At 59.3% G+C, this 24999-nt stretch carries 26 protein-coding genes and 1 tRNA gene; 14 read left to right on the top strand and 13 right to left on the bottom strand.

What is annotated here, in order from left to right; translation table 11 throughout:
* Positions 1 to 64: 64 nt before the first annotated feature.
* From JXR15_RS16595 to JXR15_RS16585, 3 genes are all read right to left on the bottom strand, one after another.
* Positions 65 to 910, bottom strand: coding sequence for a GNAT family N-acetyltransferase (locus tag JXR15_RS16595; protein ID WP_422054318.1), 846 nt, complete (start codon positions 908 to 910; stop codon positions 65 to 67).
* Positions 911 to 920: 10 nt separating this feature from the next.
* Positions 921 to 1268 (bottom strand): DUF2794 domain-containing protein, encoded by a 348-nt coding sequence (locus JXR15_RS16590; RefSeq protein ID WP_422054714.1) that lies wholly within the window; start codon positions 1266 to 1268, stop codon positions 921 to 923.
* Positions 1269 to 1554: 286 nt separating this feature from the next.
* Positions 1555 to 3228 (bottom strand): DUF6504 family protein, encoded by a 1674-nt coding sequence (locus JXR15_RS16585; RefSeq protein ID WP_422054317.1) that lies wholly within the window; start codon positions 3226 to 3228, stop codon positions 1555 to 1557.
* A gap of 114 nt (positions 3229 to 3342) precedes the next feature.
* Here JXR15_RS16585 and JXR15_RS16580 point away from each other — a divergent pair, with 114 nt between their 5' ends.
* Positions 3343 to 3780, top strand: coding sequence for a c-type cytochrome (locus JXR15_RS16580; protein WP_422054316.1), 438 nt, complete (start codon positions 3343 to 3345; stop codon positions 3778 to 3780).
* 45 nt (positions 3781 to 3825) lie between these two features.
* Here JXR15_RS16580 and JXR15_RS16575 read toward each other — a convergent pair whose 3' ends face one another.
* Positions 3826 to 4107, bottom strand: a complete 282-nt coding sequence (locus tag JXR15_RS16575; protein ID WP_422054315.1) for an I78 family peptidase inhibitor — start codon at positions 4105 to 4107, stop codon at positions 3826 to 3828.
* A 145-nt stretch (positions 4108 to 4252) separates the two neighbouring features.
* On the opposite strand from JXR15_RS16575, the gene JXR15_RS16570 reads away from it, so the two are divergent.
* The 3 genes from JXR15_RS16570 to JXR15_RS16560 all read left to right on the top strand — a co-directional run bounded on the left by JXR15_RS16570 (position 4253) and on the right by JXR15_RS16560 (position 7573).
* Complete coding sequence (locus JXR15_RS16570; RefSeq protein ID WP_422054713.1) at positions 4253 to 5386, top strand: S-(hydroxymethyl)glutathione dehydrogenase/class III alcohol dehydrogenase; 1134 nt, start codon at positions 4253 to 4255, stop codon at positions 5384 to 5386.
* Between the two features lie 87 nt (positions 5387 to 5473).
* On the top strand, positions 5474 to 6262 hold the full coding sequence (locus JXR15_RS16565) for a hypothetical protein (RefSeq protein ID WP_422054314.1): 789 nt from the start codon (positions 5474 to 5476) through the stop codon (positions 6260 to 6262).
* 198 nt (positions 6263 to 6460) lie between these two features.
* Entirely contained in the window at positions 6461 to 7573 is a 1113-nt protein-coding gene (locus tag JXR15_RS16560; protein WP_422054313.1) for a hypothetical protein, read from the top strand.
* Position 7574: 1 nt separating this feature from the next.
* On the opposite strand, the gene JXR15_RS16555 is transcribed toward JXR15_RS16560, so the two are convergent.
* Positions 7575 to 8027: a hypothetical protein gene (locus tag JXR15_RS16555; protein WP_422054312.1), complete on the bottom strand. Its 453-nt coding sequence runs from the start codon at positions 8025 to 8027 to the stop codon at positions 7575 to 7577.
* A gap of 63 nt (positions 8028 to 8090) precedes the next feature.
* On the opposite strand from JXR15_RS16555, the gene JXR15_RS16550 reads away from it, so the two are divergent.
* On the top strand, positions 8091 to 9566 hold the full coding sequence (locus JXR15_RS16550) for a multicopper oxidase domain-containing protein (RefSeq protein ID WP_422054311.1): 1476 nt from the start codon (positions 8091 to 8093) through the stop codon (positions 9564 to 9566).
* Position 9567: 1 nt separating this feature from the next.
* Here JXR15_RS16550 and JXR15_RS16545 read toward each other — a convergent pair whose 3' ends face one another.
* On the bottom strand, positions 9568 to 10191 hold the full coding sequence (locus JXR15_RS16545; RefSeq protein WP_422054310.1) for a TetR/AcrR family transcriptional regulator: 624 nt from the start codon (positions 10189 to 10191) through the stop codon (positions 9568 to 9570).
* 134 nt (positions 10192 to 10325) lie between these two features.
* Between JXR15_RS16545 and mbfA the strand changes: the two genes are divergently transcribed.
* From mbfA to JXR15_RS16525, 4 genes are read left to right on the top strand one after another with little or no spacing between them, the layout of a single operon-like run.
* Positions 10326 to 11300 carry an iron exporter MbfA gene (gene mbfA / locus JXR15_RS16540; protein WP_422054309.1) on the top strand — a complete coding sequence of 325 codons (975 nt, stop codon included), beginning with the start codon at positions 10326 to 10328 and terminating at the stop codon, positions 11298 to 11300.
* 52 nt (positions 11301 to 11352) lie between these two features.
* Entirely contained in the window at positions 11353 to 12282 is a 930-nt protein-coding gene (locus tag JXR15_RS16535; protein WP_422054308.1) for an AEC family transporter, read from the top strand.
* 38 nt (positions 12283 to 12320) lie between these two features.
* Positions 12321 to 13154 (top strand): S-formylglutathione hydrolase, encoded by an 834-nt coding sequence (gene fghA / locus JXR15_RS16530; protein ID WP_422054307.1) that lies wholly within the window; start codon positions 12321 to 12323, stop codon positions 13152 to 13154.
* A 15-nt stretch (positions 13155 to 13169) separates the two neighbouring features.
* Entirely contained in the window at positions 13170 to 13619 is a 450-nt protein-coding gene (locus tag JXR15_RS16525) for a YaiI/YqxD family protein (protein ID WP_294112692.1), read from the top strand.
* 73 nt (positions 13620 to 13692) lie between these two features.
* Here the strand turns inward: JXR15_RS16525 and JXR15_RS16520 are convergent, their stop codons facing one another.
* The 3 genes from JXR15_RS16520 to JXR15_RS16510 all read right to left on the bottom strand — a co-directional run bounded on the left by JXR15_RS16520 (position 13693) and on the right by JXR15_RS16510 (position 16364).
* Positions 13693 to 15426, bottom strand: coding sequence for a tetratricopeptide repeat protein (locus JXR15_RS16520; RefSeq protein WP_422054306.1), 1734 nt, complete (start codon positions 15424 to 15426; stop codon positions 13693 to 13695).
* Positions 15427 to 15526: 100 nt separating this feature from the next.
* Positions 15527 to 16006 carry an SRPBCC family protein gene (locus JXR15_RS16515; protein WP_422054305.1) on the bottom strand — a complete coding sequence of 160 codons (480 nt, stop codon included), beginning with the start codon at positions 16004 to 16006 and terminating at the stop codon, positions 15527 to 15529.
* Complete coding sequence (locus JXR15_RS16510; protein ID WP_422054304.1) at positions 15999 to 16364, bottom strand: ArsR/SmtB family transcription factor; 366 nt, start codon at positions 16362 to 16364, stop codon at positions 15999 to 16001. Before JXR15_RS16510 ends, JXR15_RS16515 begins: the two co-directional genes overlap by 8 nt.
* A 124-nt stretch (positions 16365 to 16488) precedes the next feature.
* Here JXR15_RS16510 and JXR15_RS16505 point away from each other — a divergent pair, with 124 nt between their 5' ends.
* From JXR15_RS16505 to JXR15_RS16495, 3 genes are all read left to right on the top strand, one after another.
* Positions 16489 to 17451, top strand: a complete 963-nt coding sequence (locus tag JXR15_RS16505; protein WP_422054303.1) for a DMT family transporter — start codon at positions 16489 to 16491, stop codon at positions 17449 to 17451.
* An 81-nt stretch (positions 17452 to 17532) separates the two neighbouring features.
* Positions 17533 to 18156 carry an HAD family hydrolase gene (locus JXR15_RS16500; protein ID WP_422054302.1) on the top strand — a complete coding sequence of 208 codons (624 nt, stop codon included), beginning with the start codon at positions 17533 to 17535 and terminating at the stop codon, positions 18154 to 18156.
* On the top strand, positions 18153 to 19070 hold the full coding sequence (locus tag JXR15_RS16495) for an ornithine cyclodeaminase family protein (RefSeq protein WP_422054301.1): 918 nt from the start codon (positions 18153 to 18155) through the stop codon (positions 19068 to 19070). Before JXR15_RS16500 ends, JXR15_RS16495 begins: the two co-directional genes overlap by 4 nt.
* Before the next feature lie 187 nt (positions 19071 to 19257).
* Here the strand turns inward: JXR15_RS16495 and JXR15_RS16490 are convergent, their stop codons facing one another.
* The gene (locus JXR15_RS16490) at positions 19258 to 20499 is read right to left on the bottom strand and encodes an MFS transporter (protein WP_422054300.1); all 1242 of its coding nucleotides are present in this window, start codon (positions 20497 to 20499) and stop codon (positions 19258 to 19260) included.
* Positions 20500 to 20645: 146 nt separating this feature from the next.
* Here JXR15_RS16490 and zapE point away from each other — a divergent pair, with 146 nt between their 5' ends.
* On the top strand, positions 20646 to 21710 hold the full coding sequence (gene zapE / locus JXR15_RS16485; RefSeq protein ID WP_422054299.1) for a cell division protein ZapE: 1065 nt from the start codon (positions 20646 to 20648) through the stop codon (positions 21708 to 21710).
* 74 nt (positions 21711 to 21784) lie between these two features.
* On the opposite strand, the gene JXR15_RS16480 is transcribed toward zapE, so the two are convergent.
* A tRNA-Trp gene (locus JXR15_RS16480) sits at positions 21785 to 21860 on the bottom strand.
* 126 nt (positions 21861 to 21986) lie between these two features.
* On the opposite strand from JXR15_RS16480, the gene JXR15_RS16475 reads away from it, so the two are divergent.
* Positions 21987 to 22718, top strand: coding sequence for a lysophospholipid acyltransferase family protein (locus JXR15_RS16475; RefSeq protein ID WP_422054298.1), 732 nt, complete (start codon positions 21987 to 21989; stop codon positions 22716 to 22718).
* 5 nt (positions 22719 to 22723) lie between these two features.
* On the opposite strand, the gene JXR15_RS16470 is transcribed toward JXR15_RS16475, so the two are convergent.
* Both JXR15_RS16470 and JXR15_RS16465 read right to left on the bottom strand, forming a co-directional pair.
* Positions 22724 to 23824, bottom strand: coding sequence for an acyltransferase family protein (locus tag JXR15_RS16470; RefSeq protein ID WP_422054297.1), 1101 nt, complete (start codon positions 23822 to 23824; stop codon positions 22724 to 22726).
* 1 nt (position 23825) lies between these two features.
* Positions 23826 to 24827 (bottom strand): sterol desaturase family protein, encoded by a 1002-nt coding sequence (locus JXR15_RS16465; protein WP_422054296.1) that lies wholly within the window; start codon positions 24825 to 24827, stop codon positions 23826 to 23828.
* Positions 24828 to 24999 lie beyond the last annotated feature (172 nt).

Genomic DNA, 24999 nt, shown 5'->3' with positions numbered 1-24999 from the left:
CCCAAATATCCCGGGGATGAATTGGCAATGCCAAGAAGGGGCTGGCCCCTTCCTAAGCGCGGCGTCAGCCCAGCTCCAATGTGCTAACAGCAAAATACCCGCCTGACGCGTCGCCAACCGGCACCGGCGTGCCGCGATACATCCGCGCTGTGGCAAACCCGGGCGTCAGGTCCAACGCCTGACACAGCGCCTTCAACGGCGCTGATGTGTCCGGTACATCCAATGTCACCGGACCACCCACCTGCGCCGCCACATGCGCCATCAACGCCTGTGCGTCCTCTTCCCTCTGCGCCCAAAGCGGGCCAATCTTGACACCCTCACGACAGCGCCGCGCCGTGCAAAACCCTGCAATTCCATCCGTGCGCTGCATGACCCAAGACTGACGGCTCTCCACTGGTGCAAACCACTCAGCAAGATACGCTGGCTTGCGCACACCCGACGCCGCCGCTTCTAGGTCAATCAATGCGGCGACATCTTCCGGCGCCGCCTTTCGGACGCGGTCACTCTTCCGCGCGGCCACCTCGCCCGTAAACCGGGTTGTGGCGCTGAATAGCTCAAACCCTGAAGTCGCATAATTGTCCTGCTGATCCGGCACACCGTCCAAACCGACCACCCGCGCACCAGCATGTCTAAGCGCATGGTGCCACAGCCCAAAGCCAATGCCCTGCCCGCGAAACGCAGGACGCGCGATATACAACCCAAGAAAGGCAAAATTCGCGGTGTGGTTTACAACTGAAATCGCCGCCGCCAGTTCCCCATCCACAGCGGCCACAAAGAACCCCTCTGGGTCCGCCTGCCAAAACGCTGCCGCATCTTCTAGCCCAGGGTTCCAGCCTTCCTCGGCAGCCCACTTCAGAATGATGGACATCTCCTCCAACGTCGCCGTGCGAAATTCTGTATTCTGGCACATGCCTGCCCGCTCACTCCACCGCGCGGATCAACTTACGCTCCAGCACCCGCAACACGGTTTTTAAATCATGCCCGCGCTTAAGCACCTGCCCGTCCATGCCAATCACCGCATAAAGCCCCTGCTTGTTGCGCAGCTTGGGGCGCTTCTCGATCCGGTACAGCGGGTTTTCCGCTGCCCGCCGGAACACCGAAAACACCGCCACTTCGCGCAAAGCTGAAATCCCGTAGTCGCGCCACTCTCCAGCCGCCACCATGCGCCCATAAAGCCCCAAAATGACCGACAGTTCGGTGCGATGGAACGCCACCTGCTCAGGCGGCTTCTGGGGCGGGTGCAATCTGCTGGGAGGTTGGGCATTCATAGCCTCAGCCTCGCGCCAATTGACGTCAAAATCAAGCCCCACACATCCCGCCTTGCCGTTAACCATGCCCCTTTTTGGTCACAGAATTTTCTGCAAAAGGTCGCGGTGCCTTCCTTTTGTCGCCGCATCTGGCCTGCATCTTACCCTCATAGCGAAAACGAAACGCTACCTTCGGCGGCGCGGCACTATTGCCCCCACCCAGTCTGCGCCGCCGAGGGGCACTTTTCAAAATACCCGCTAGAGCCGCCCCTTCTGGGGCGGTTTTCTTTTGTGGGATACATAGAACTCACGCAAAGCTGCCCTGACAGAACCAGCCCGCTGACATCTGCCCGCCATGCGCAAAATACAGCCACAGCCGCTCGCCATTCTTGCAGGTCACCCGCCAGTAATCGCGCACCCCGCTGCGCCACTCCGGCTCATCCAGCCACCACTCCGGCGCAATCCGCTCCGGCCCGCGCGCATCCGCCACCGCCATATCCCGCCCGCGCCAGCGAAACACCTCAGGCAAGCGCGGCACCTCCGGCGCATGCACCGGCTCTGGCCGCCACAACAACAAGGGCCGCTTCAACACGCTCTCCGGCCAGGCCTGCTCCCAGGGATCTGACCAGGCGGCGTGCAACACCTGCGCGGTTTTCTCCGGAATATGGCTCGACGCCGGATGCCGCCGGGTGATCTGTTCCAGCCCCACCCGCGCGCCAATCCGGCCAATCAGATCCTCCAGCGCCTGGCCCTGATTGAGCCGCCTGTCCGCCGCCTGCCGCGCCTCTAGGTGTCCCGCCGTGTGGCGCATATGCAGCGTCTCCACCCGCACCGCCTCCAGCCGCAGCATATCAATGCCAAACCCCGCATCGATGTCGGTCAGCTTCATACGCAACAAGGGCCGCACCCGCTCCGGATCATTGGTGGCCCGCGCCAGCCCCACCTCCACGCTTTGCATGGTCTGATCGGTGCGAAACACCTGCAAGCGCACCACGCGGAGGCCTTTAGACTTTTTCTTCAGCCGTTCACACAGCGGCCCCAGCACCTTGTCCACCGCCGCCGCCACATCCTCTTCCAGCCCAATCGGGTCCGGCAGGCTCATGCGCACCGCATAAAACGTCTCCGGCGGCGCCGGGTTTACCGGCTCCGGCACCGCGCCCAGCGCCTGATCCAGACGCAGCACCAGCCCTTTGCCAAACCGCCGCGCCAGCCCCGCCCGCGGCTGTCCCGTCAAATCGCCAATCCGCCGCAATCCCAACCGCGCCAGCTCCGCCTGCGTGCTCCCATCCAGTCGCAACGCCGCCACCGGCAGCGCCGCCAGCGCCCCGCGCGTCTGTCCCGGTGGCGCAATCCGCCCCACGTCCACCTTACCGCCTGCCGCTGGCGGGGCCGCCCCGCCCCGGGTCCAATGCCGCCGTTTCACCGCCCGCGATCGCGTCGCCGGGGCCTCCTGATCAATGTCATCGCCGCTGCGATGCGCCACAGTGTCAAACTGCGGCCCCGGCTGCGTCCCAAACCGCGCCAAAGCCCAGGCCGCACCCAGCGTATCCGCCAGCCCGGCCCGCACCGTCAGCTGCAAATCGACACAGTCCTCCGCCACCCGGTCCAGCACGCCCTCTTCGCCGCCAAACAAATGTGTACTGCCGGTCACATCCAGCACCAGCGCATCCTCTTCTGTCGCCGCCACCCAGGGTGAATACTTCCCCGCCCAGCGCGTCAGCACCTTCATAAAGCCCTGTTCTGCATGCACATTCCGCAGCCGGGTGATCAGATGTGGACACATCGCCTGCGCATCTCTGAGCGGTTGCCCCAACGCCAGCCCTTCCCGCTCCGCCTGCTCGGACAGCGAGCAAATCACCTGCATCTGCCCCGTGTCCCGCAGCACCGCCAAAGGCGCATCAAAGGTGCCCCGCTCCATACGGATCAGGCGCTCGGCCCCCAAACGCGGGAACCACAGGGAAAGAATGCGACGGTTTGGCATAAGCAGCACACGGAACAGAATCGTGATGTTTGTTCCCTTTATGTTCTCACATTTTTCACTTGATTCCCAGCCACGCCATGGGCTGCATAGGGGCAGCCAACCAAAGGAGCCAAAATGCGCCGTCCCATCCTGATCGCCGCCGCTTTGTTGATCACCACTTCAGCCCACGCCCACAACGGTGTGAAAGACCCCGAGGTCATGGCCCGCATGATGGCGATGGAGAAAATTGGCGCCGCCTTCAAAACCCTGGTCAGCATGGCAAAGCAGGACATCCCCCTGCATCAAGCCAAAGCCCGCATGGCCCGAGACACCATTGTGATGCAATCCGGTAAAATCAACGCGCTGTTTGAGAATCCGGCCACCGATCCAAAATCAGAGGCCCTGCCTGCCATTTGGGAGAACTGGGCAGACTTCTCCGCAAAATCCGACAAACTCACCGCCGCTGCAAAAGCGCTGGATTTCAAAGACCGCGCAGCATTGGCCAGCACACTGGGCGGGGTTGGTGGCGCTTGCAAAGCCTGCCACAAAAACTACCGCCTGAAAAAAGACTAAGGCGCATGACGGCCCTCCTCATCGGAGGGCCATCAGTTCGCAGTATCAGCCGCAGGTCACCTGCAAAATCTTGCCGTCCGCATCATGCACCACGTTCAGACGGTTCTCGTGGAAATCCATGGTCGCTGGCGAATTTTCCGCCATCACGCGCACCATCTCCGGCACAGTCACGCCCTCAAGCGCGCTTTTGTCCTGCCCCACGAGGAACTCAAACGTCGCCGGATCACAGGTGGTGCTGCCTTTTGCTTCCGCCACATCTTCCCCTTTACACGCTGTCAAAGCCGCCAGCCCTACAAAGCCCGCCGCTGCCAAAACCACAAACCGCATAATCTTACTCCTTGTCGCAAATATACAAATTTGCTTCGTCCCCGCCGTGCCAACCACGAGGGGCTTTCGCTATGTTCCCAATAAGGTTGCAATGATAGAGCGTTTCAACCACGCTCCAAAACAAACTGGGAGGATAGGCAAAATGATGCGCACGAAAGCCGCCGTCGCTTTGGAAGCCGGCAAGCCACTGGAAATCATGGATGTGAACCTCGAAGGCCCCAAGGCAGGCGAAGTTCTCATTGAAATCAAGGCCACCGGCCTATGTCACACCGATGAATTCACCCGCTCCGGCGCCGACCCGGAGGGTCTGTTCCCGTCCATTTTGGGCCATGAAGGCGCCGGTGTGGTGGTGGAATGCGGCGAAGGCGTCACCACGCTGAAGCCCGGCGATCACGTGATCCCGCTCTACACCCCGGAATGCCGCGAATGTCATTCCTGCCTGTCGGGCAAAACCAACCTCTGCACCGCCATCCGTGGCACCCAAGGTCAGGGTCTGCTGCCAGACGGCACCACGCGCTTCTCCATGCTCGATGGCACGCCCATCTACCACTACATGGGCTGCTCCACCTTCGCCAACCACACCGTGATGCCGGAAATTGCGCTGGCGAAGGTGCGCGAAGACGCCCCCTTTGACAAAATCTGCTACATCGGCTGCGGCGTCACCACCGGCATTGGCGCGGTGATCAACACCGCTGGCGTGGAGATCGGTTCGTCTGCCGCTGTCTTTGGCCTCGGCGGCATTGGCCTCAACGTGATCCAAGGACTGCGCATGGCCGGTGCCGACACCATCATCGGTGTGGATCTCAATGACGACAAAGCTGAGATGGCCAAGAAATTTGGCATGACCCACTTTGTGAACCCCTCAAAACTGGGCGACCAATCCGTTGTGGATGCGATTGTCGAGATCACCAAAACCGAGAAAGACCAGTTTGGCGGCGTGGATTACTCCTTTGACGCCACCGGCAACGTCAACGTCATGCGCGACGCGCTGGAATGCTCCCACCGCGGTTGGGGCGTGTCTGTGATCATCGGCGTGGCGCCTGCCGGTGCCGAAATCTCCACCCGCCCGTTCCAGCTTGTGACCGGCCGCGTCTGGAAAGGCACAGCCTTCGGCGGCGCCAAAGGCCGCACCGACGTGCCCAAATTTGTCGATTGGTACATGGACGGCAAAATCGAGATCGATTCCATGATCACCCACAAGCTCAGCCTTGATGAGATCAACCACGGCTTTGATCTGATGCACGAAGGCAAGTCCATTCGCGCAGTGGTTGAATTTTGATCGACCACAGTGTTTAAATCAGAAAAGGCGCGCCTCCGTGGCGCGCCTTTTTTCTAACTCTTGGCCAAAAGTTACTTTCGTTGCCTTATGTTTTCAAAGCTTACAAAACGCCTGTTCCGTTCCGGGGACCAGACGGCAAAACGTACACCAACAGCCAAAGATTTCCAGGTCGCAAGAGAACAACTCGACAAAGCAATCAGACCTGCCGTTTTTGGCCAACTCGGTGGCCAGCGTCCGCCACCAAATAACGCTCCCGACAACTGGTGGGGCGGAAATCTCTGGTCCTTGCCCGACGAAACCCTGCCGGTATGCGCCGAGAGCGGCACCCAAATGGTGCCCTTTCTGCAAATCAGGACGAACAGCTTACCCCACGTGCCAACGGCGCTAAAGGACACCGCGTTGGTCACACTTTGGATCGATCCTAACGCGGACGGCCTGTTCGACGCTAAAAACGGAACAGGCTTTTGTCTGCGAACCTACAATTCGCTGGAAGGTCTGTGCCCAATTTCCGCCGCTTCGGGTTCAGCTTCACCCTTTCCAACCTTTCCAGTTTTCTGGCAATCACCCTTGGCAGAGCAGCCAACATGGGAGGACATGGTAGACCACGTATCTTATGACATTGCCTGCGCGAAGGACGACGACTGGTTCTGCAAAAGTCCGCACCTGTCGCCTGCCTATGAACACGCACGCACAACCCTTCCGATCAAGATCGGAGGGTGGCCAGATTGGATACAAAGCCCCGATTGGCCGGACGAAGCCACGTTCGCTTTTCAAATCTACTCTTCTGACAAAGGAAAATTTAACTACTTAGATTCCGGATCACTCTATCTTTTTCAAACGCCCAAGGGGTGGGTTATGCGCGGCGATTTTTTCTGACTTAGCCCAACACGGACTTTTGATGGCCTGAATGAGTAACCCCAATCTCCGGCCCCCTAGCGTACGCTGCAACGCAACCAAACTCTATTCCCTCTAGCGCGGTCACATTTCCGTCATTGACACCCTCAACACAAAGGGTATTCCAAAGTACTCCACATCAGATTACCCTACCGCCAAGTCAATTACCGCAGGACACCCATGACCACCGACCACCACATCCCGCGCCCGTTTGAGGCGGAGCAAGTCGCCAGCCTGCTAAACCCCGATCCTTTGGTGGGCGAAAGCGCTGGGCTGTTCCTTGCCGCCCCACGGCGCACCGGCAAAAGCACCTTCTTGCGCCGCGACCTCGCCCCGCTTCTGGAGCAGCAAGGCAAATGCGTGCTCTACGTGGACCTCTGGGCCGACCGCAGCTCTGATCCGGCCAAACTGATCACCGCCTGCCTCGCCAATGCGCTCAAGGACAACGACAGCCTGATCGCCAAATTACACCGCAACGTGCCCTTCACCTCCGTCGGCGCGCTGGGCTTTAGCGTGAACCTAAAATCCGCTGGCCAGTGGGAAGGCACCATTCCCGATGCTCTGCTCTTGCTGTGTGAGGCCACGCAAAAAGACGTGGTCCTGATCATCGACGAAGCCCAGCAAAGCCTCGCCGCCGAGGCGGGCAAAAACGCCATGTTTGCCCTCAAAGCCGCCCGCGACGCGGTGAACCAATCCGGCCTGCCCAACCGGCTCTATCTGGTGATGACCGGCTCCCACCGTGACAAGCTCGCCGCGCTGATCCACGACCAGCAAGCTCCGTTCTTTGGCGCCCGCGTGCGCGACTTCCCAACATTGGGCAGCAGCTACAGCACCGCGCTCACGCATCGCATCAACACTCGCCTCGCACCAGACGCGCAACTCACCGCCGCCACCGTGGACGCGGTGTTTGACGACCTCGGCCGCCGTCCGGAAATCCTCACCGATTGCCTGCGCGACTTGATCCTGGAGCCCACCGCTGGCGACGAGGCCTTGCGCACCATCGCATTGCGCAAGAAACACCAGATGCGCGAGGCCCTGCTGGCAGAAATCAGCACGCTCACCAAGCTGCAACAAGCATTGCTGCGCAAAATGGCCACCGAAGGCATCCAGTTTTCGCCTTATACTGACGCCACCCGGCAAGCCCTCGCCGGTCCGGACCGAAAAGCCTACTCCAAGGGCGGCGTGCAAAAGGCACTGGACGTGCTGCGCGATCGCGGCCTTGTCTGGCGGCCGAGCTTTGGCAACTACGTGCTGGAAAACGCCGATCTCGCCCAAGCGCTACGAGGAGAGTAGCCTACCTACCGTTTTCCTGCCGCCCAAGCTGCCTAAGCAAATCGCGCAACACCGCTGTGTTTTCCACCCCGATGGCCTCTACGCTTTGTGCCTCGATGTCCCGGATTTGCCGCGCCGCCAAGCTGCGCAGTTCCTGACCGGTTTCGGTCACAGACACAACCTTGTCCCGCTTGCTGTCCTTGGCAAGCGTCACCTGCAACACGCCGTGTTCCACCAACCGCGCCACCGCCTGCTGCGCCGCCTGTCGAGACATGCCCAACTCGCGATGCAGCGCTGACAGTTTCAACGTCCGCCCCCGCAACTGCCCGAACACCCGCATGTCGGACTCGCGAATGGCGGCAAACTCCGTCGTTTCACGCGCCTGATCCATCTGCGCATTCCACCGCCCCAGCACGGTCATCATCAGCCCCTTGATATTGTCGGCAAGGAAGCGGTCATCTTTTTTATCAATCATGATTGACAAACGATCTTTCCATTTTCATTTATCAACCATAGTTGATGATTGATGGAGAGTTCAATGAACCGCCGCGACTTTCTCAAAACCTCTGGAGCAACCGCCTTGCTTGCCGGGGCTGGAACAAGCTTCGCGCAATCCTCGCTGCGTCAGCTGCCATTGATCCCCATGACCGACCTCACCGCAGGCATAGAAGGCCGCCTGCCGCTGACACTGGCCGCGGCCACCCACGATTTTGGCAACGCGGCGGCAAGCCCAACCTACGGTATCAACAACAGCTACCTCGGCCCTGTCCTGCGCGTGAAACAGGGCCAAACCCTACCGTTTGACGTGCAAAACAGACTGCACGATGTCACCACGTTGCACTGGCACGGCCTGCATATTCCCGGCGACGTAGATGGCGGCCCGCATCAAGAAATCGCGCCGGGCGACACTTGGGCTCCGGATGTGCCCATTGTCCAACACGCCTCGATGAACTGGTTTCATTCCCACACCCACGGTAAGACCGCGCAACAGACTTACAAGGGCCTCGCAGGTGTGATGCTGGTCGAAGATGACGCCAGCCTCTCCGCGGACCTGCCGAAAACCTATGGCGTGGATGACTTCACATTGGTGCTACAGGACAAGATGTTCGCCGCCGATGGCACGCTCACCTATGACGTTAGCGGCGCGGTCTTTGAGGACGGTTTTATCGGCGACACGCTGGTGGTCAACGGCTCCATCGCACCGGTTGCACAAACCGTGCCCACTGGCCTCGTGCGCCTGCGCATTCTCAATGCCTGCAACGCCCAATTCCTCACACTCTCCATGCAAACCGGCCCCATGCGCGTCATCGCCTCGGACGGCGGATTTCTGGCGCGGACTATTGAGACCGACAGCATCCTCATGTCCCCCGGGGAACGCTATGAGATGCTCGTTGACCTACGCACAGCGGAGAGCAACAGCCTTTTGGTTGGCATGGAGCCAGAAGAAGGCCTGTTCAATTTCCTCGGCGGGTTGTTTGGTGGCGGTAACTCAACTGCAACCGCCCTCACCCTGACACGCACAGCCGACAAGGGGTTTGACGGCGCCTTGCCCAGCCAGCTCGCCAATCTGTCGCCACCTGATCGCAACCAGGCCACTGTCACTCGTGATTTTTCCTTGGAAATGGACACCGGCGCCGACCTCGCCGCACTGGCCGCCAACTGGGGCAATGTCTGTGGCGGCGGCGCGATGGCGATCAACGGCCAGCCCATGAACATGGACCGCATCGACGAAACCGTGCGCAAGGGCGACACAGAAATCTGGCGCATCACGGTGGACGACCAACTGCACCCCTTCCACATCCACGGCTGCTCGTTCCGCATCCTAACGCAAAACGACGCCCCGCCCCCTGCGTATGCCGCGGGATGGAAAGACATGGTGCATGTTGAAAACGGCGCGTCCGAAGTGCTTGTCAAATTTGACTATGAGGCGCCGGAAGACACGCCATACATGTACCACTGCCACATCCTCGAACATGAGGATTGCGGCATGATGGGACAGTTCGCTGTGACCTGACTTAGTGGCGCACCCCGTACCGCGCCATGAACGTCGTCACCGCGCCATCCACCACATAGTCAATCTCGCCCTGCGCAAACTCGGTCTGCACGCCGGTCACTTGCCGCAAGAACAGCCCCGCCTTGCACAGCTCGGCAAATTGATCCGCCGCCAGGGCAAAATCGTCCACCTCCAGCTCGCCGCGTTCTTCGGCCATGACAAAAAACTCAATCAGGCGGGTTTTCAAAATCCCCGGCCCGGTCTCATAAAACTGCCGCCCAATGTCGGGAAATCGCTCACCTTCGGACACACAGACCCGAAACATATTGCGCCCAAATTCCGACAGGATGATGTCCATCAACCCCCGCCCTACAATGCCCAAAACCTCAGGCACCGGCCGCTCCAGATCCACTTGCGCCTCAAGCCCCTCAGCCTGCAACGTACACTCCCGCCGCGCCACTTCTGCAAACAGCATCCGTTTGTCTGGAAAGTAATTGTACAATGTCGCCTTGGAGACCCCGGCCTTCTGTGCAATCACATCCATGCTCACGCTTTCAAAGCCATGCGACATGAACAATGCCCGCGCACTGTCCACCACCTGTGCAAACTTGCGCCCCTTTTTCAGGATCGCCACAGTGTCCGTCATAGATCTCTCATAGGCTTGTCCGGCCTCCCGGTGAGTGTGATGGGTACAATACACTGCCCACTTCCGTTGCGGCAAGCGCTTGCGCCTCACAAAACAGTATGCATATTTAGAATTATTCTAAACTGGAGTTGATCATGCGCTTTCTGCCTTCTCGCAAACGCCTCAAAGATCTCAGCGAACAGGACATTCTAGCGCTGGCCATCGCGTCTGAAGAAGATGACGCCCGCATCTACCGCAGCTTTGCCCAACACCTGCGCGCTGATTACCCGGCCTCCGCTGCCGTGTTTGACGATATGGCTGCAGAGGAAGACACACACCGCCAAGCCTTGATCAGCCAACACCGTACCCGCTTTGGTGACACCATCCCCTTGATCCGCCGCGAACACGTCGCCGGATTTCACACCCGCGCGCCTCTTTGGCTGACCGCCAACCTGTCGCTTGAGGCCATCCGCGCTCAGGCTGCCGGCATGGAGCAGGACGCGGAACGCTTTTACCTCAACGCCATGAAGCAGGTCAGCAACGCCGACACCCGCAAGCTGTTGGGAGATCTGGCCGCTGCCGAGGCTGGCCATCAGAACACCGCTGTTGAGATGGCGGAAAAGCACCTCGACCCCGCCGCACGGGATGAGGAAAACGACAAAGCCAACCGCCAGTTCATCCTGACCTGGGTGCAGCCCGGCCTCGCTGGCCTCATGGACGGTTCTGTCTCCACCCTCGCGCCAATCTTTGCCACAGCCTTTGCCACCCAAGACACGCACACAACCTTCCTCGTGGGTCTCGCCGCTTCAGTGGGCGCAGGAATCTCCATGGGCTTTACCGAGGCCGCCAGCGACGACGGTGAGCTTTCTGGACGCGGCTCCCCCGTAAAACGCGGCTTTGCCTCCGGCATCATGACCACGCTGGGTGGCTTGGGCCACGCGCTGCCCTATCTGATCACCGATTTCTGGACCGCCACGATCATTGCGATCATTGTGGTGTTTGTTGAGCTCTGGGCGATCGTCTGGATTCAGAACCGCTTTATGAAAACCCCCTTTGGCCGCGCCACCTTCCAGGTTGTTCTCGGCGGCGCGTTGGTCTTTGCCGCAGGCGCTTTGATTGGCGGTGGTTAACCTGTTCACAAGGAGGATTTGCCAAGCCCCACAAACCTGCTAAGGCTGGCGCATGTTGGCAATCTTTCTGAAAACACTGCCGTTTTTCGCAATCATCGGCCTGGGCTACTGGGCCGGACGCACCCGCTTCTTTTCTGCGGAAGCCACAGCTTATCTCACTAAGTTTGTCTTCTACTTTGCCCTCTCAGCCATGCTGTTTCGTTTTTCCGCCAATCTCAGCCTCGCCGAAGTGCTCAACTGGCGTCTGATTGGCGGCTACCTCATGGGCTGCCTCGCCGTTTACGGCCTCGCAACGCTTGTCGCCATGTTGCGCAAACAGGACATCGCCACTGCTGCCGTCGAAGCCCAATGCGCCACCATCGGCAACGTCGGCTTCCTTGGCGTGCCCATGCTGACGCTCTTGATGGGCGCTGAGGCCATTGGCCCCGTCATGATGGTGCTGGCAGTGGACCTGATTGTCTTCTCCAGCCTGATCGTGATTCTGATCACCGGAAGCCGCGACGGGCGCATGCACCTCGGCGTGCTCAAAACCGTGTCGCTTGGCCTGCTGCGCAACCCGATGATTGTCGCCATCTCGCTCGGCTTTGTCTGGTCCGCGTTGGAAATCCCAATCCCCGACCCATTAAACGAATTCCTCGCCATCCTGGGCGGCGCAGCCACCCCCGGCGCGCTCTTCGCCATCGGAGCCTCACTGGCAGGAAAATCTGCCGAACGGGTCGAAGTCGCACTCTGGCTCACCTTTGCCAAGCTGATCCTGCACCCGCTGTGTGTCGCTATCGCCGTGTTGTGGCTCCTGCCCATCGACACGTATTCGGCCTCCGTGGTGATCGCCGCCGCCGCCCTCCCAGTGGCCGGAAACGTCTACATGCTGGCGCAACATTACGGTGTCGCGCCCCACCGCGCCTCCGCCGCCATCCTCTTCTCCACCGTGATCTCCATCGCCACGGTCAGTGTTGTGATTGCATGGGTCTCCCAACTCTGACATCGTGGACGCCGACCCTTTTGGCAGGAGGCCTTCCCATGGAAATCATCTCAGAAAATCGCGCCTTTGGCGGCACCCAAGGCGTGTACAGCCACAATTCGCACAGCACCCGTTGTGAGATGACCTTTGGCCTGTTCCTGCCAGAAGAAGCCCAAATGGGCCCCGTGCCCGTGATCTGGTATCTCTCCGGCCTGACCTGCACCCATGAAAACGCCATGGTCAAAGCCGGGGCCCAACAATGGGCGGCGGAGCAAGGCATCGCCCTCGTCTTCCCCGACACCTCGCCCCGTGGCGACAATATCGCTGACGACCCGTCGTATGACCTTGGCAAAGGCGCAGGCTTCTACGTGAACGCCACCCAAGCGCCGTGGACGCCACATTACAACATGTGGGACTACATCACCGAAGACCTGCCCTCGCTACTGCAGGAAAAGTTCCCGCTCGATCTGTCGCGTCAATCCATCATGGGCCATTCCATGGGCGGCCACGGCGCGCTGACCATGGCCATGTCCTTACCCGGCCGCTTCCGCTCTGTGTCAGCCTTTGCCCCCATCACCAACCCAACCGCGTCGGAGTGGGGCCGCAAACAGCTCACCGCTTATTTGGGCACCGACGAATCCACCTGGGCCGCACATGACGCCACCCTGCTGATGAAAGAAAACGGCTTTGATGGCCCCGTGCTGGTCGACACCGGTACCAACGATCAATTCATTGACCTGCTCCAGCCCGAAGCCCTGGCTCAAGCGGCCAGTGCCCGCCGCCAAGAAGCCACCCTGCGGCTGCAAAAAGGCTATGATCACAGCTACTTCTTTGTCTCCACCTTCATGGAAGAGCACATCGCCTTCCACGCTGAAGCGCTTTATGCGGATTAAGAAAGACCAATACCTATGACTGCCATCTACGTGGATGCCGACGCCTGCCCGGTGAAAGCCGAGGTCGAACGCGTTGGCACCCGGCACAAAGTGAAAATCTACGTCGTCTCCAACGGCGGATTGCGCCCGTCGCAAAACCCGCTGGTGGAAAACGTGATTGTGCCCGAAGGCCCCGATGTGGCCGACATGTGGATTGCCGATCGCGCCAAAACAGGCGACGTGGTGATCACCGGTGACATCCCTCTGGCCGCCAAATGTGTGGAAAGCGGCGCCCGTGTGCTCAAACACAACGGCGAGGCCCTCACGGCGGCCAACATCGGCAACGTGCTGGCGACCCGCGACCTCATGGCCGACCTGCGCGCCGCCGATCCGTTCCGCCAAGGCGGCGGCAAAGGCTTCACCAAAGCCGACCGCTCCCGGTTTCTGGATGCGCTCGAACGCGAGCTGCGGGCGGCCAAACGCTAGGTTTTGCGCTGGCGGCACCGTCGGAAGCCTCCGGCGGGGATATTTGAAGACTGTGAAACCGAAAAGGGGCGCGCTAGTTTCGCCCTTTCAGCTGCAACTGGCTCCACTTCAGTTCTTTTGGCGCCACATCGCCTTCTGCCCATTCCCGTAAGGATCCGTAATATTGCATGGGCTTACGCTCAGGCCGCTCGTCACTCCAACGCTCACATTTGAAGACAATGGAACAACTGCGCCAACTGGCATTTTCTCCATCCCGAAAGCCAAAGGAAGTGTTCGACGCCAATGTGCCGCCGGTGCATTCGTAGTGGTCATGGCCTGACTGCCAGTAGCTCCACTTTGACTTCAACCGCAGCACCACACCCCGTGCTGGATCGCGCTGCCAACTGCCAGAAAGCACCTCATAGACGTCAAAGACGCCATCCCGTGCGGTGTGTTGCAGCTCTTTCACCGCGCCGTTTTTGTAGAACACCAGATTCCCCGAACTGCTGGAATGCAGCCCCCCATGCCACAGTGTCGTTGCGGTATTGAGATAGTCCAGATTGGCAGGTTTCAGCAGGCCAGTTGGCTCCTCAACCCAGCCTTTGATCTGCAACTCGTTCAGCTCGGAGAAGAAATGCGCGGGAAACTCCGCTTGATCCTCGGCTTGGCAAAACCTGTCGCCGTTTTTGGTGTCTTCATAATAGTAAGTTGTGCCAGCGGTGTATTGCGGGTCCGCTTGCGCAGCAGCGCTATCAGATTGCGGCGCTCTAACAACAGAGGTGGCCACCGGCGGGGCCTCGGGCGCAGGCGCATACCTCTGCACCGCCTCAATCGCCTTGCGGGACCCTTTGAGGCCCAGCGTCATGTTCTTAAACTTGTTCTGCGCATAGCTGGCTTCGGTCTGATAACGGAATTTCACCGTATCACCGGACTTAAACGCCTCCAGCATCGCCGCCTGATTGCGCGTAGAAATTGGAATGCGCACCTGTGCGCTGTCCCCGTAATCGATCAAACAATTGCGCCCACCGCAGCCATTCATATCTAACTCGGTGTCACGTCCATTGGCATGTTTCACCGACACCCCCATGAAATGGATCATCGGATCCTCAGACACGCGGTACATGCCATAGTAATAGCCCCCGGTCTCCTGATCCCGCCCCAGAAACACCCGTGACAACAATTCGCCATCTTGCACCAAATCATAGCCCGCTTCGCCGTCGGTATACTCCCATCGATCCGAGGAGACATATTTGGGCGTTGGCGCAGCGGACTCCAACGCCGCCGCAAGCCGATCAATCATGTCCTGATCCGCGCCCAGTGCATATGCGTCTTCCAGCAACAGATCCGCCCGCGCGATGTTTTGCGTAACAAACTCACCTTCAGCGAAATAAATACCCAGCATGGCCGCCGCCTCGCCGTACCCGGCCCGCATCGCCGCCTCAAAATAGTCGATGGCAAGATCAGCGTTCCGATCCACCCCATCACCTTCCATGAACTTCACGCCAATATTGCTCTGCGCCACCGGATAGCCCGCATCTGCGGACCCTTTTTGCAGATCAGCCACCGCCTCAATATCGTCAGCGTAGTACTGGCACCGCTCCGTACCAAACACCCAGGCCAGATCATTCTGCGCCACCGGATGCTCGTCCATAATCGCGGCCTGCATCAACTCGCGAAACGCGCTGCTATCCCCGTCGCAAGCATCGTCGGACATCTTGTTGAACGTCTCGCGCGCAGGCTGCCAAAACGCCCCGGCATCTTCGGCAAACGCGCCACCAACACCCCCAACCACACCCGCAACGCAGGCCGCTAAAACCGTGTGTCTCATGTCATCCCCTTTGCGCAAGTCAGCTTCAAAACACCGCAACGCCTGCCCCAGCGTAAGCTGAGGCAGGCGTTTTTGGCAAAGAAAATAGCATTTTGGCGCGTTACAGAAGCGTTTGCAGGATATCGAAGCCTTTGCCCCAGCCGCTGTCCATATTGCCCATCATCTGCGCAAAACAGGCGATCTCTTTGTCACTGGCATCCACCGGCACCTGTTCCAATTTCACCTGCCCTCGCCCATTTTCCTCGGTGAAACTCACCGTGGTCAAAAGCTTCTGGGGCCAGTCCGGCATCATTGGGTTTGGCGCCTGCTGCCAGTTTTCATCGGTGCTGTGATGCAGCCAGACAATCTTGTCGCCCTCAGCCACCTCCTGAAATTCCATGCGGCTGTAATCCGACTTCTCGCCCCATTTCATCTCGTTGAGCCATCGCCCGCCGGGACGCAGGTCAAACTCGTGGATCACCGTCTCCACCCCCGGCCCATACCAGACCGACAGCAGCTTTGGATCGCTAAACGCCTGCCAGATCTGGTCCAAAGTGCCTTCAAACGTGCGCTTGTACATATAGGTCGGCAAATCACTCATCTTTCAAATCGTCCTTTTCACTGGAGTTCATGGTTTCAAGAAGTGCGTCCAACTGATCAAAACTACCGGACCAGAAGCGGCTAAACTGCTCCATCCAATCCACCGCCTCTTTCATTGGCGCGGCCTTCAAATAGGCCGGTCGGCTTTGTCCCACCTGCCCGCGTTCAATCAGCCCCGAGGCCTCCAACACCTTCAGATGTTTGGACACCGCCGGTTGGCTCATCTCAAACGGTTCTGCCAAGTCGCGTACATTGGCTTCGCCCTCGCACAACCGCGCCAAAATCGCGCGGCGAGTTGGGTCAGCCAAAGCCGCAAAGACAGCGTTCAACTCAGGATTTTCATAACCAATTCGTTTCATAACTCAATGGTTATATATTAAAGCCGCTCCGTCAACATCTTTAAACGCAATCAAATCAACAGCTTTTCCCGCGAGGGTCGTTTTTGACCTAGACCTCGCCAGCGAATCCCGCCCTTCTGCGCCCATGTCTCAACCCCGCACTTCCCTGCCTGTTGGCCCGCTCTCCGCCCTGATCGCGACCTTCTTTTTCTCGATCAACGACGCGGCAATCAAATTCCTCTCCGGCGACTACGCGCTGCACCAGATTGTGCTGACCCGCTCGCTGATTGGATTGGCAATTTTGCTGGTTGTAATTGTGCCATTTCAGGGCGGGATCTCAGCCCTACGCACCAAACGCCTCGGGATGCACGGGCTGCGCGGCCTCTGTGTGGTCTTTGCCAACACCACTTTCTTCCTTGGTCTCGCTGTGCTCCCATTGGCGGACGCCATGGCAGTGTTCTTTATCTCGCCCCTGCTGATCACGCTCTTTGGCGCCGTCTTGTTGGGAGAGATCATCGGCCCGCGCCGTAAGGCCGCCGTCGCCGCCGGCATGATTGGCGTGCTGATCATGATCCGCCCCGGCGCCGCGGACTTCAACATCGCGCTGTTGCTGCCCTTGGTCTCCGCCGTAGCCTATGCGCTTCTGCACGTGCTGACCCGCAAGATCGGCACCACCGACAGCGCCGCCACCATGGCCGTGTTCATCCAAATCGTCTTCATTGTGGTCTCCGCCTGTGTCGGCCTGCTGCTGGGCCATGGAGCCTATGAAAACGCGGGCGGCGAAATGATCAGCTTCCTTTTGCGCGCCTGGCATTGGCCCGCCACCTCCGACTGGCCCATCCTGTTTCTGCTCGGCTGCTCCATCGCCTTTGGCGGCTTCTTCATCTCCCAAGCCTACCGCGTGTCAGAGGCCAGCCTGATTGCCCCACTGGAGTACGCCGCCCTGCCGGTCGGGGTGATCTTTGGTATCGTGATCTTTGGCGAATGGCCGGCACCTACGACCTGGATCGGCATGACCCTCATCATCGGCGCAGGCCTGTTTGTGTTCTGGCGCGAAGCCAAAGTGAGCGACGCACCGGTGCCGGACCGCCCCCGCGTGCGCCGCTAAGCCCGTCCCAACGCATTCCCCACTTGCGCCCCACACTGCGCCCACTAAGGTCAGCGCAAACCATTCTTTCAGGGGCAAATTATGTCGCAAATTGACGCCGTGATTTTTGACATTGGCAACGTGCTGATCCAGTGGCAGCCGGAAAACTTCTACGACCGCACCGTCGGCGAAGCCCGCCGCAAAGCCTTCTTTGACGACACCAACATCCACCACCACCATGAACAGATCGACGCCGGGGCCTCTCTGCCCGGCATGATCAACAGCCTTATACCGCAGTATCCCGAATATGAGGCCGAGCTGCGCATGTGGAACGACAACTGGAACGACCTCGCCGCCCCGGCCATTCCCCATTCCGTGCGCCTGCTCGATGCGCTGGTCGACAAAGGTGTGACCGTCTTCACCCTGACCAACTTTGGCCACGACAACTTCCCACTGTCACAAGCGGTCTACCCTTTCCTCAACCGCTTTGACCGCGAATATGTCTCCGGCCGCCTGAAGCTCATCAAACCCGATCCGGCAATCTACGCCCATGTCGAGGAAGACTGCGGCATTGCACCGGACCGCCTGCTGTTCACCGACGACCGCGCCGAAAACATCGCAGCGGCCAAGGCGCGCGGCTGGCAAACCCATCTGTTTGAACACCCACAAGGCTGGGTCGACCGTCTGGTATCCGAAGGCCTGCTCACCGAGGAGGAAGCCAAATGACCACAATCATCTCCTTTGACGAGGGCGAAAAAAACATCAACTGGCTCGGCCTGACGGACGCGCTCGCCGCAGGCCACAGTCTGCCCAAAGCAGAAATCTCCGACAGCTTCCTCTACCGCGGCAAAGACACCCTGCTGCAACGTCAGGCCTGGATCGACGGGCTTGGCATCGCGGTGAAATCTGCAACCGTCTTCCCGGACAACCCGTCCCAGAACGTGCCGATGATCCACGGCGCGGTGACGCTATTTGACGACGCCCACGGCATCCTCTCTGCGCTGATCGACTTCCACCTTGTCACCAAATGGAAAACAGCTGGCGACAGCCTCTTGGCCGCCCGCCGCCTCGCCCGTCCAGACAGCTCCAAAATCTTGATCGTCGGTGCTGGCACCGTGGGCCGCAACCTGCACGCCGCCTACTCCGCCGTCTTCCCCGACGCCGAGTTCACTGTTTGGAACCGCACCCAGGCAAACGCCGAAAAAATGGCCTCCGAAATTGACGGCCTCAAAGTCGCCACTAATCTCGAACAGGCCGTTGGCGAGGCTGACATCGTGACCTCCGCCACCATGTCCACCGAGCCAACCCTGCGCGGCGATTGGCTGCGACCGGGCCAGCACATCGACCTGATCGGTGCCTACCGCCACGACATGCGCGAAATCGACAACACCGCCCTCACCCGCGCCAGCCTGTTTGTCGACAGCTACGACACCACGCTGGACCACATTGGCGAGTTGAAAATCCCGCTGGCCGAAGGCGTGATCACCCGCGAGGACGTGCTGGCGGACTACTACAGCCTCGACAGGTTCACCCGCACCTCAGACGATCAAATCACCCTGTTCAAAAACGGCGGCGGCGCGCATCTCGACCTGATGACCAGCCGTTACATTCTGGATCAGTGGCAGGCGGCCCAGTCCTAAGCCGATCCTAAAGCAAAGGCCGCTGCGCTAACCCGCAACGGCCTCAAAATGTCCCCACCTCCGCAAAACAGCCGCGATACCGACGTAAAACCGACGTGGGTTTGGGGGGGGTTAACGCCCCCGCTTCTTCTGACCACAAATACTCCGGGGGTGTGGGGGCTGACCCCCACTCAAGCCCCACGGCTTCTTACGCCGCCAAAGCCTCCGGCGTCCGGTTCTCCCGGATCAGCAGATGCACAATTGCACTGAACGCGCCCACTCCAACACCGATCCACCAGACCATCGTATAATCGCCATAAAGGTCATACATCCGACCACCCAGCCACACGCCAAGGAAACTGCCAAGCTGGTGGGAGAAGAACACAATCCCATAAAGCGTACCCATATAGCGCAGCCCATAGAGATGCGCGACCAGACCGGAGGTCAGCGGCACGGTCGCAAGCCACAGCGAGCCCATCACGATCGAGAACACAACCACGCTCATTGGTGTGATTGGCATCAGTATAAAAATCGCCGCCGCCAATGTGCGCCCCGTGTAAATCCCTGCCAGCAGGTACTTTTTCGGGAAGTGCTTGCCTGCCCAACCAGCCAGCAAGGTGCCGCCAATATTGGCCAGACCAATCAAAGAAATCGCCACCGCACCCAGCGTGGAAGTCGATGTGATCCCCATATTTGCCAGAGTGGAGCCCGCCGCAATTGGCCCACACATCTCGGTGATCATCGCCGGGAAGTGCGCCGTGACAAAGGCGAGCTGATAACCACAGCTGAAGAACCCAAGGAAGATCAACGTGTAAGACGGATCTTTAAAGGCCCGCGTCAGGATCTCCCCCATGCTCTCCTGCAGCTCTTCTTTGCTCGCCGCTGCCGGTGCCCGCATCGCTGGCAAAAGCAGCAAAACCGCCAATATCGCGACTGCAAACACCACAAAGGTCTGCTGCCAAGACATAAACGACAGCATCCATTCCGCCATCGGCGCCCCAAACACCTGACCGGCCGAACCAGCCGCTGTGGCAATCGCCAGCGACATGGAGCGGTTCTCATCCGAACTCGCTCGGCCAACCACGGCCAAGATTACGCCAAAGCCGGTGCCCGCGACACCGAATCCCACAAGGATTTCAAGCATCTGATGTGCTTCGGGTGTCACTGCGAAGGACGACAAGACCAGCCCCGCCGCATAGGTCAACGCCCCCATAATGATGGCTTTCCGGTCGCCAACCTTCTCAGCAATGGCGCCAAAAATCGGCTGCCCAATACCCCACGCCAAGTTCTGTATCGCAATCGCCAGCGAAAACTCACTGCGCAACCAGCCAAACTCTTCGGCAATTGGGATCTGAAACACACCAAAGCTGGCCCGAATGGCAAAACTCACAAGGATGATGATACAACCCACCATCAAAACCGGGGTCATCAAAGGGGTCTTGGCACTCATCATCTTGCTCCTGTTTGCGCAGGGCAGACTCTGAACAAATGAACGACCGCGGGTCAATTCAGCATTTGTTCACCCGCTCATAACAGTCTGTCATAGGGTCCGGCGCGGCCCTTTTCCTCACGCTCTCAATTGGCTAAGGGACATGTATGGATAGCTTGCCCGAGATTTACGCCGCCCGCGTGGCTGACGGAACCCTGCACGCCGATGACGCTCAAGTCGCGGTGCTGCCGGAACTGGAACGTATTCGCGCTGAGGTGTCCAAACCCGTCCCCAAAAAATGGTTCCGCAAAGCCACGCCAGAACCAGTGCGTGGCCTCTACCTTTGGGGCGGTGTTGGTCGCGGCAAATCCATGTTGATGGACCTGTTTGTCGACAGCCTCTCCGTGCCCGTGCGTCGCGTCCACTTCCACGCTTTCATGCAGGAAATCCATGAGGCCATGCACAAGGCCCGTGCGGAAGGCATTGAAGACACCGTGCAACCCGTCGCCAAGGCTGTAGCCGACAGCGTGCGCGTGCTGGCCTTTGACGAGATGCAGATCACCGACATCACCGATGCGATGATTGTCGGGCGCCTGTTTGAGCAACTGTTTGACGCCGGTGTGGTGATTGTCACCACCTCCAACCGCGTGCCGGATGATCTTTACAAAAACGGCCTCAACCGCCAGCTTTTTCTGCCTTTTATTGCCCTGATCAAAGAAAAGATGCGCAGTTGGGAGCTGGTCAGCCCAACGGATTACCGCCAAAATCGCCTCGCCGGAAATCAGGTCTATTTTGTGCAAGCCGGCTCCGAAGCACGCGCGCAAATCCGCGCCATCTGGGATGACCTAACCGGCGGCGCAGCCGAGCCCCTCGTGCTCACCGTGAAGGGCCGCGAAGTCACCCTGCCCGCCTACCGCAATGGCATTGGCCGCGCGAGCTTCTTTGACCTCTGCGGGAAAATGCTTGGCCCCGGCGACTACCTCGCCATCGCCAATGCAGTGAAGGTGCTGATCCTTGAAGACATCCCCACCCTCAGCCGCAGCAACTTCAACGAAGCCAAACGCTTTGTGACCCTGATCGACGCGCTTTATGAAGCCAAGGTCCGCCTGATCTGCTCCGCCGCCGCCGAGCCGGAAATGCTTTACCTTGAGGGCGAAGGCATCTTTGAGTTTGAACGCACCGCCTCCCGCCTGCGTGAAATGCAGGACGTCGATTGGGGCAAAGACGCCTAATATGCCACCGCGCTGACCCACAACACACAAAGCCCCCGAGGGGGCTTTGAGACGTGTCCAAATCTTGTGTGAAATGGCAGGGGCACCAGGGCTCGAACCCGGGACCTACGGTTTTGGAGACCGTCGCTCTACCAACTGAGCTATACCCCTAACGTGGGGTGTTTCGTAAGGCACCGCCGCGCCGGTGGCAAGAGGTAAAACGCGCAAAAATCGCCAGACTGGTCAGCTTTGAATTGCCCCTGTATGAGAGGTGCGCACTCAAGAGGTTTTGACCCCATGTCGCTGAAGCAATCGCTCAACCGTTTGCGCAAGAAAATCGCCGATAGCCCACGTGTGAACAGCGCGGTGGAGGGCATGTTTGCGGCCTATGTGCGATTCGCCTTCAAGACCTCCCGGTTTGAGCGCACCGGCTGTGAAGAACTCGACGCCTGCTTGGCACGCGGCGAAGCCGTGATCACCACCGTGTGGCACCAACGGCTGATTCTCGGCCCCTATATGGTCAACGCGCCAAAAGGCACCCGCGTGGTCTCACTCACGTCCGCCGCCCGTGCTGGAAGGCTGGCGGGCCAAATCCTTGTGCGTCTTGGCTGGGAAACCATTCCGATGTCGAGCCATCAACGCCATGTGACTCTCTCACGCGAGGTGCTGAAACGTTATCGCGAAGGCTGCTCGCTGGGCGTCGTGCCTGACGGCCCTCGCGGCCCTGCCCGCGTGGCCTCCACCGTGCCGCTGGTTTGGGCGCGCTCGACTGGCGCCCGCGTGTTCACCTTGGCCTTTGCCCAAAAACGCGTGCTGCGCCTGCCAACCTGGGACAAGCAAATGCTGCCCCTGCCGTTCTCACGCGGGATCATCACCTGTCAGGAGTGGACCGCCGAGGTCCCACGCAAACCCACCGACGAGGAAACCGAAGCCCTACGTCTCAGCTTGCAACGGTCGCTCGACGAGATCACCGACGTCGCCGACGCCGCCCTAGGGAAGCCTTCCGAGAACCCCAACCTGGCTGGATAATCGGCTTACGACGCCGGTACCACACGGCGTTCAAACCGCTGCATCACCGGCAATATCCATGCACGGAAGGTCTTCACTGGCCGCTCGAAATAGCGTGCAAACAGCAACCCCACCGCAATGGATCCGCTCAACAACAGCGCATCCCGGCCCACCATCTCCGGCAGCAGCGCATCCAACAAATGCAGCGCTGGATAATGCGTCACGTAGATCGAGAATGTCGCCCCCGCCATCCACCGGATGGCCCGCGTGCCCCATAGCTTTTGCGGGTTCAGGATCGCCACGCCAACCACGTGCATCACCGTGCAAAGACCAATCACAAAGTTCCAGATAAACTCGTCAGAAAACGCCAGCACCATACGCGCATCCGCCACGCCAAGCTGCGCTGCGGTTAGGCTTGCAAAGACCTCCGGCATGCCAGCCAATTGCCCAGCCAAATAGAGTGCCGGCCCGCCAAGCGCCAAGGCCCAGCCCATGGCCCAAGTATACCCGCCGGCCCGCTCCGCCTTAAGCCACTGCCACAAAGCCACGCCCAGCAACCAGGCCGGCATCAGCAAAAGCACACTCAGCCCCGCCAGCCACGCCAGTGCCACAAGGCCCAGCACCCGCGCCACACCTTTCGCAAACAGTGCCACACCAAACAGCGCGTAGTAGGCCGCCTCATAACTCAGCGACCACAACGGCCCATTGGTGCCCAAACGCACGCGCTCGAACGCCGCCCATTCACTGGTAAAGGTCACGCCACGCAGCAGGAACTCTCCCACTGGCAACGCCTGATAAAACCCGTTGGGATAGGCGCTTGCGTCAATCCGTGTGCCAAGTGCATCAAACACCAGCGTCAGGATCAGCGCAGGCACCATCACGGTTAACAACCGTGTCACCCGGTTAAAGGCAAACCGCCCGGCAGAGCCATCCCGATCAGCCGCGAAAGCAATTACACAGCCGGACATGACAAAAAACACAATCACCGCATCGCTGCCCACGTTCCAATCACGCAGGAATGCGTACTCTGTGCCGGTGAACCGCGGGTAGGCTAAATGGGAAAGGACCACGACAATCGTGGCCACCACCCGCAAGACATCCAGCCAAATAGAGACGCCTTTGGTCATCTTAGTGTCCCTCAGCCGGCGCAACGCCATCCTTGGTCTTGCGCTTGACCATCTCGATGCCGGTGGCTTCTTCCAGGCTTTCCACAAAAGGCTTGATCAGCGCGTCTTTCAAAGTGGCATGCGGCTGTTCAATCAACTCACCTTTGCCATCGGCCACGCCAAACTGCAGCTTTTCGTAGCCTTTGGGCACATAGAGCGTGCCAAACATCCAATCCCAGATCGCAAACACTTCGCCGTAGTTCTTGTTGAAGTGTTTCTTGGCGCTGGAGTGGTGCACATGGTGCTGCGCAGGGGAGATGAAGATATGCTCCAGAACCGGCCCGTAGCTCAGCCACACATGGCTGTGGCGCAAGTTGGCGCCCAGCAGGTTGAAGAGGAAGTAGCCCGCATTTGCACCGCCAATGGTGACCAGATCAATCTGACCAATCAACAGGAACAGCACCAGCGCCTGCACCGTGCCCAGCACCACACTGTAGATCAGGTTGCGAATGAGGAGGAACACAGGGTGGTTGCGGTTGGCGGTCAGTGGCGTCATCACCTCGGCGGAATGATGCAGCGCGTGGAACGGCCACAGAATCTTGCTTTCGTGATGGATGTAATGCGCCCAGTATTTGCAGAAATCCATCGCCAGGATCATGATCAACGTCGCCAGCGCGCTGCGGCCCCAGGTCACGTCCAATGGCTGGAACGGCGTGCCTTGCCATCCAATGAAGTTGGACAACATCACTTTTGCCACAATGGGTGTGAACAGCACCGCGCCAAAGATACCGGCCACGCCAAGCAGCAGGTTGATGGCAAAAATCTGGATGTCGATGATGTTGGATTTGTGGGTGTACACCTCACGCGGAAACAAAAACGTCGCAAAACTGGTAGGGCGTCCACGATAAAGCCAAATACCAAACACCATCACAATTGTGGTGCAGAGAAAAAACACCGCCAAACGCGATTCCCAGCCCCAAAACATAAACTTAAGTGCGGCCCAAACCTCGTAAACCCAACCCATTTCCATGCTTCCTTTCGCAGTCTGCGCATGATTGCCCCCCGGCATGGCGCCAATCTGACGGGCAAATGCGGGCAAAACATGGCGGAAAAAGGGAATGTGGCGGATTTCGGAACAATCGTTTCCAAATCACAAGCAAAAAGGCCGCCCATAGGGCGGCCTTTCCGTAGTCTGT

The organism is Shimia sp., assembly GCF_049116215.1.
Classification (GTDB): Bacteria; Pseudomonadota; Alphaproteobacteria; order Rhodobacterales; family Rhodobacteraceae; genus Shimia.
The sequence above is the reverse complement of the archived record's forward strand: the minus strand, read 5'-3'. Positions and strand labels throughout refer to the sequence as shown.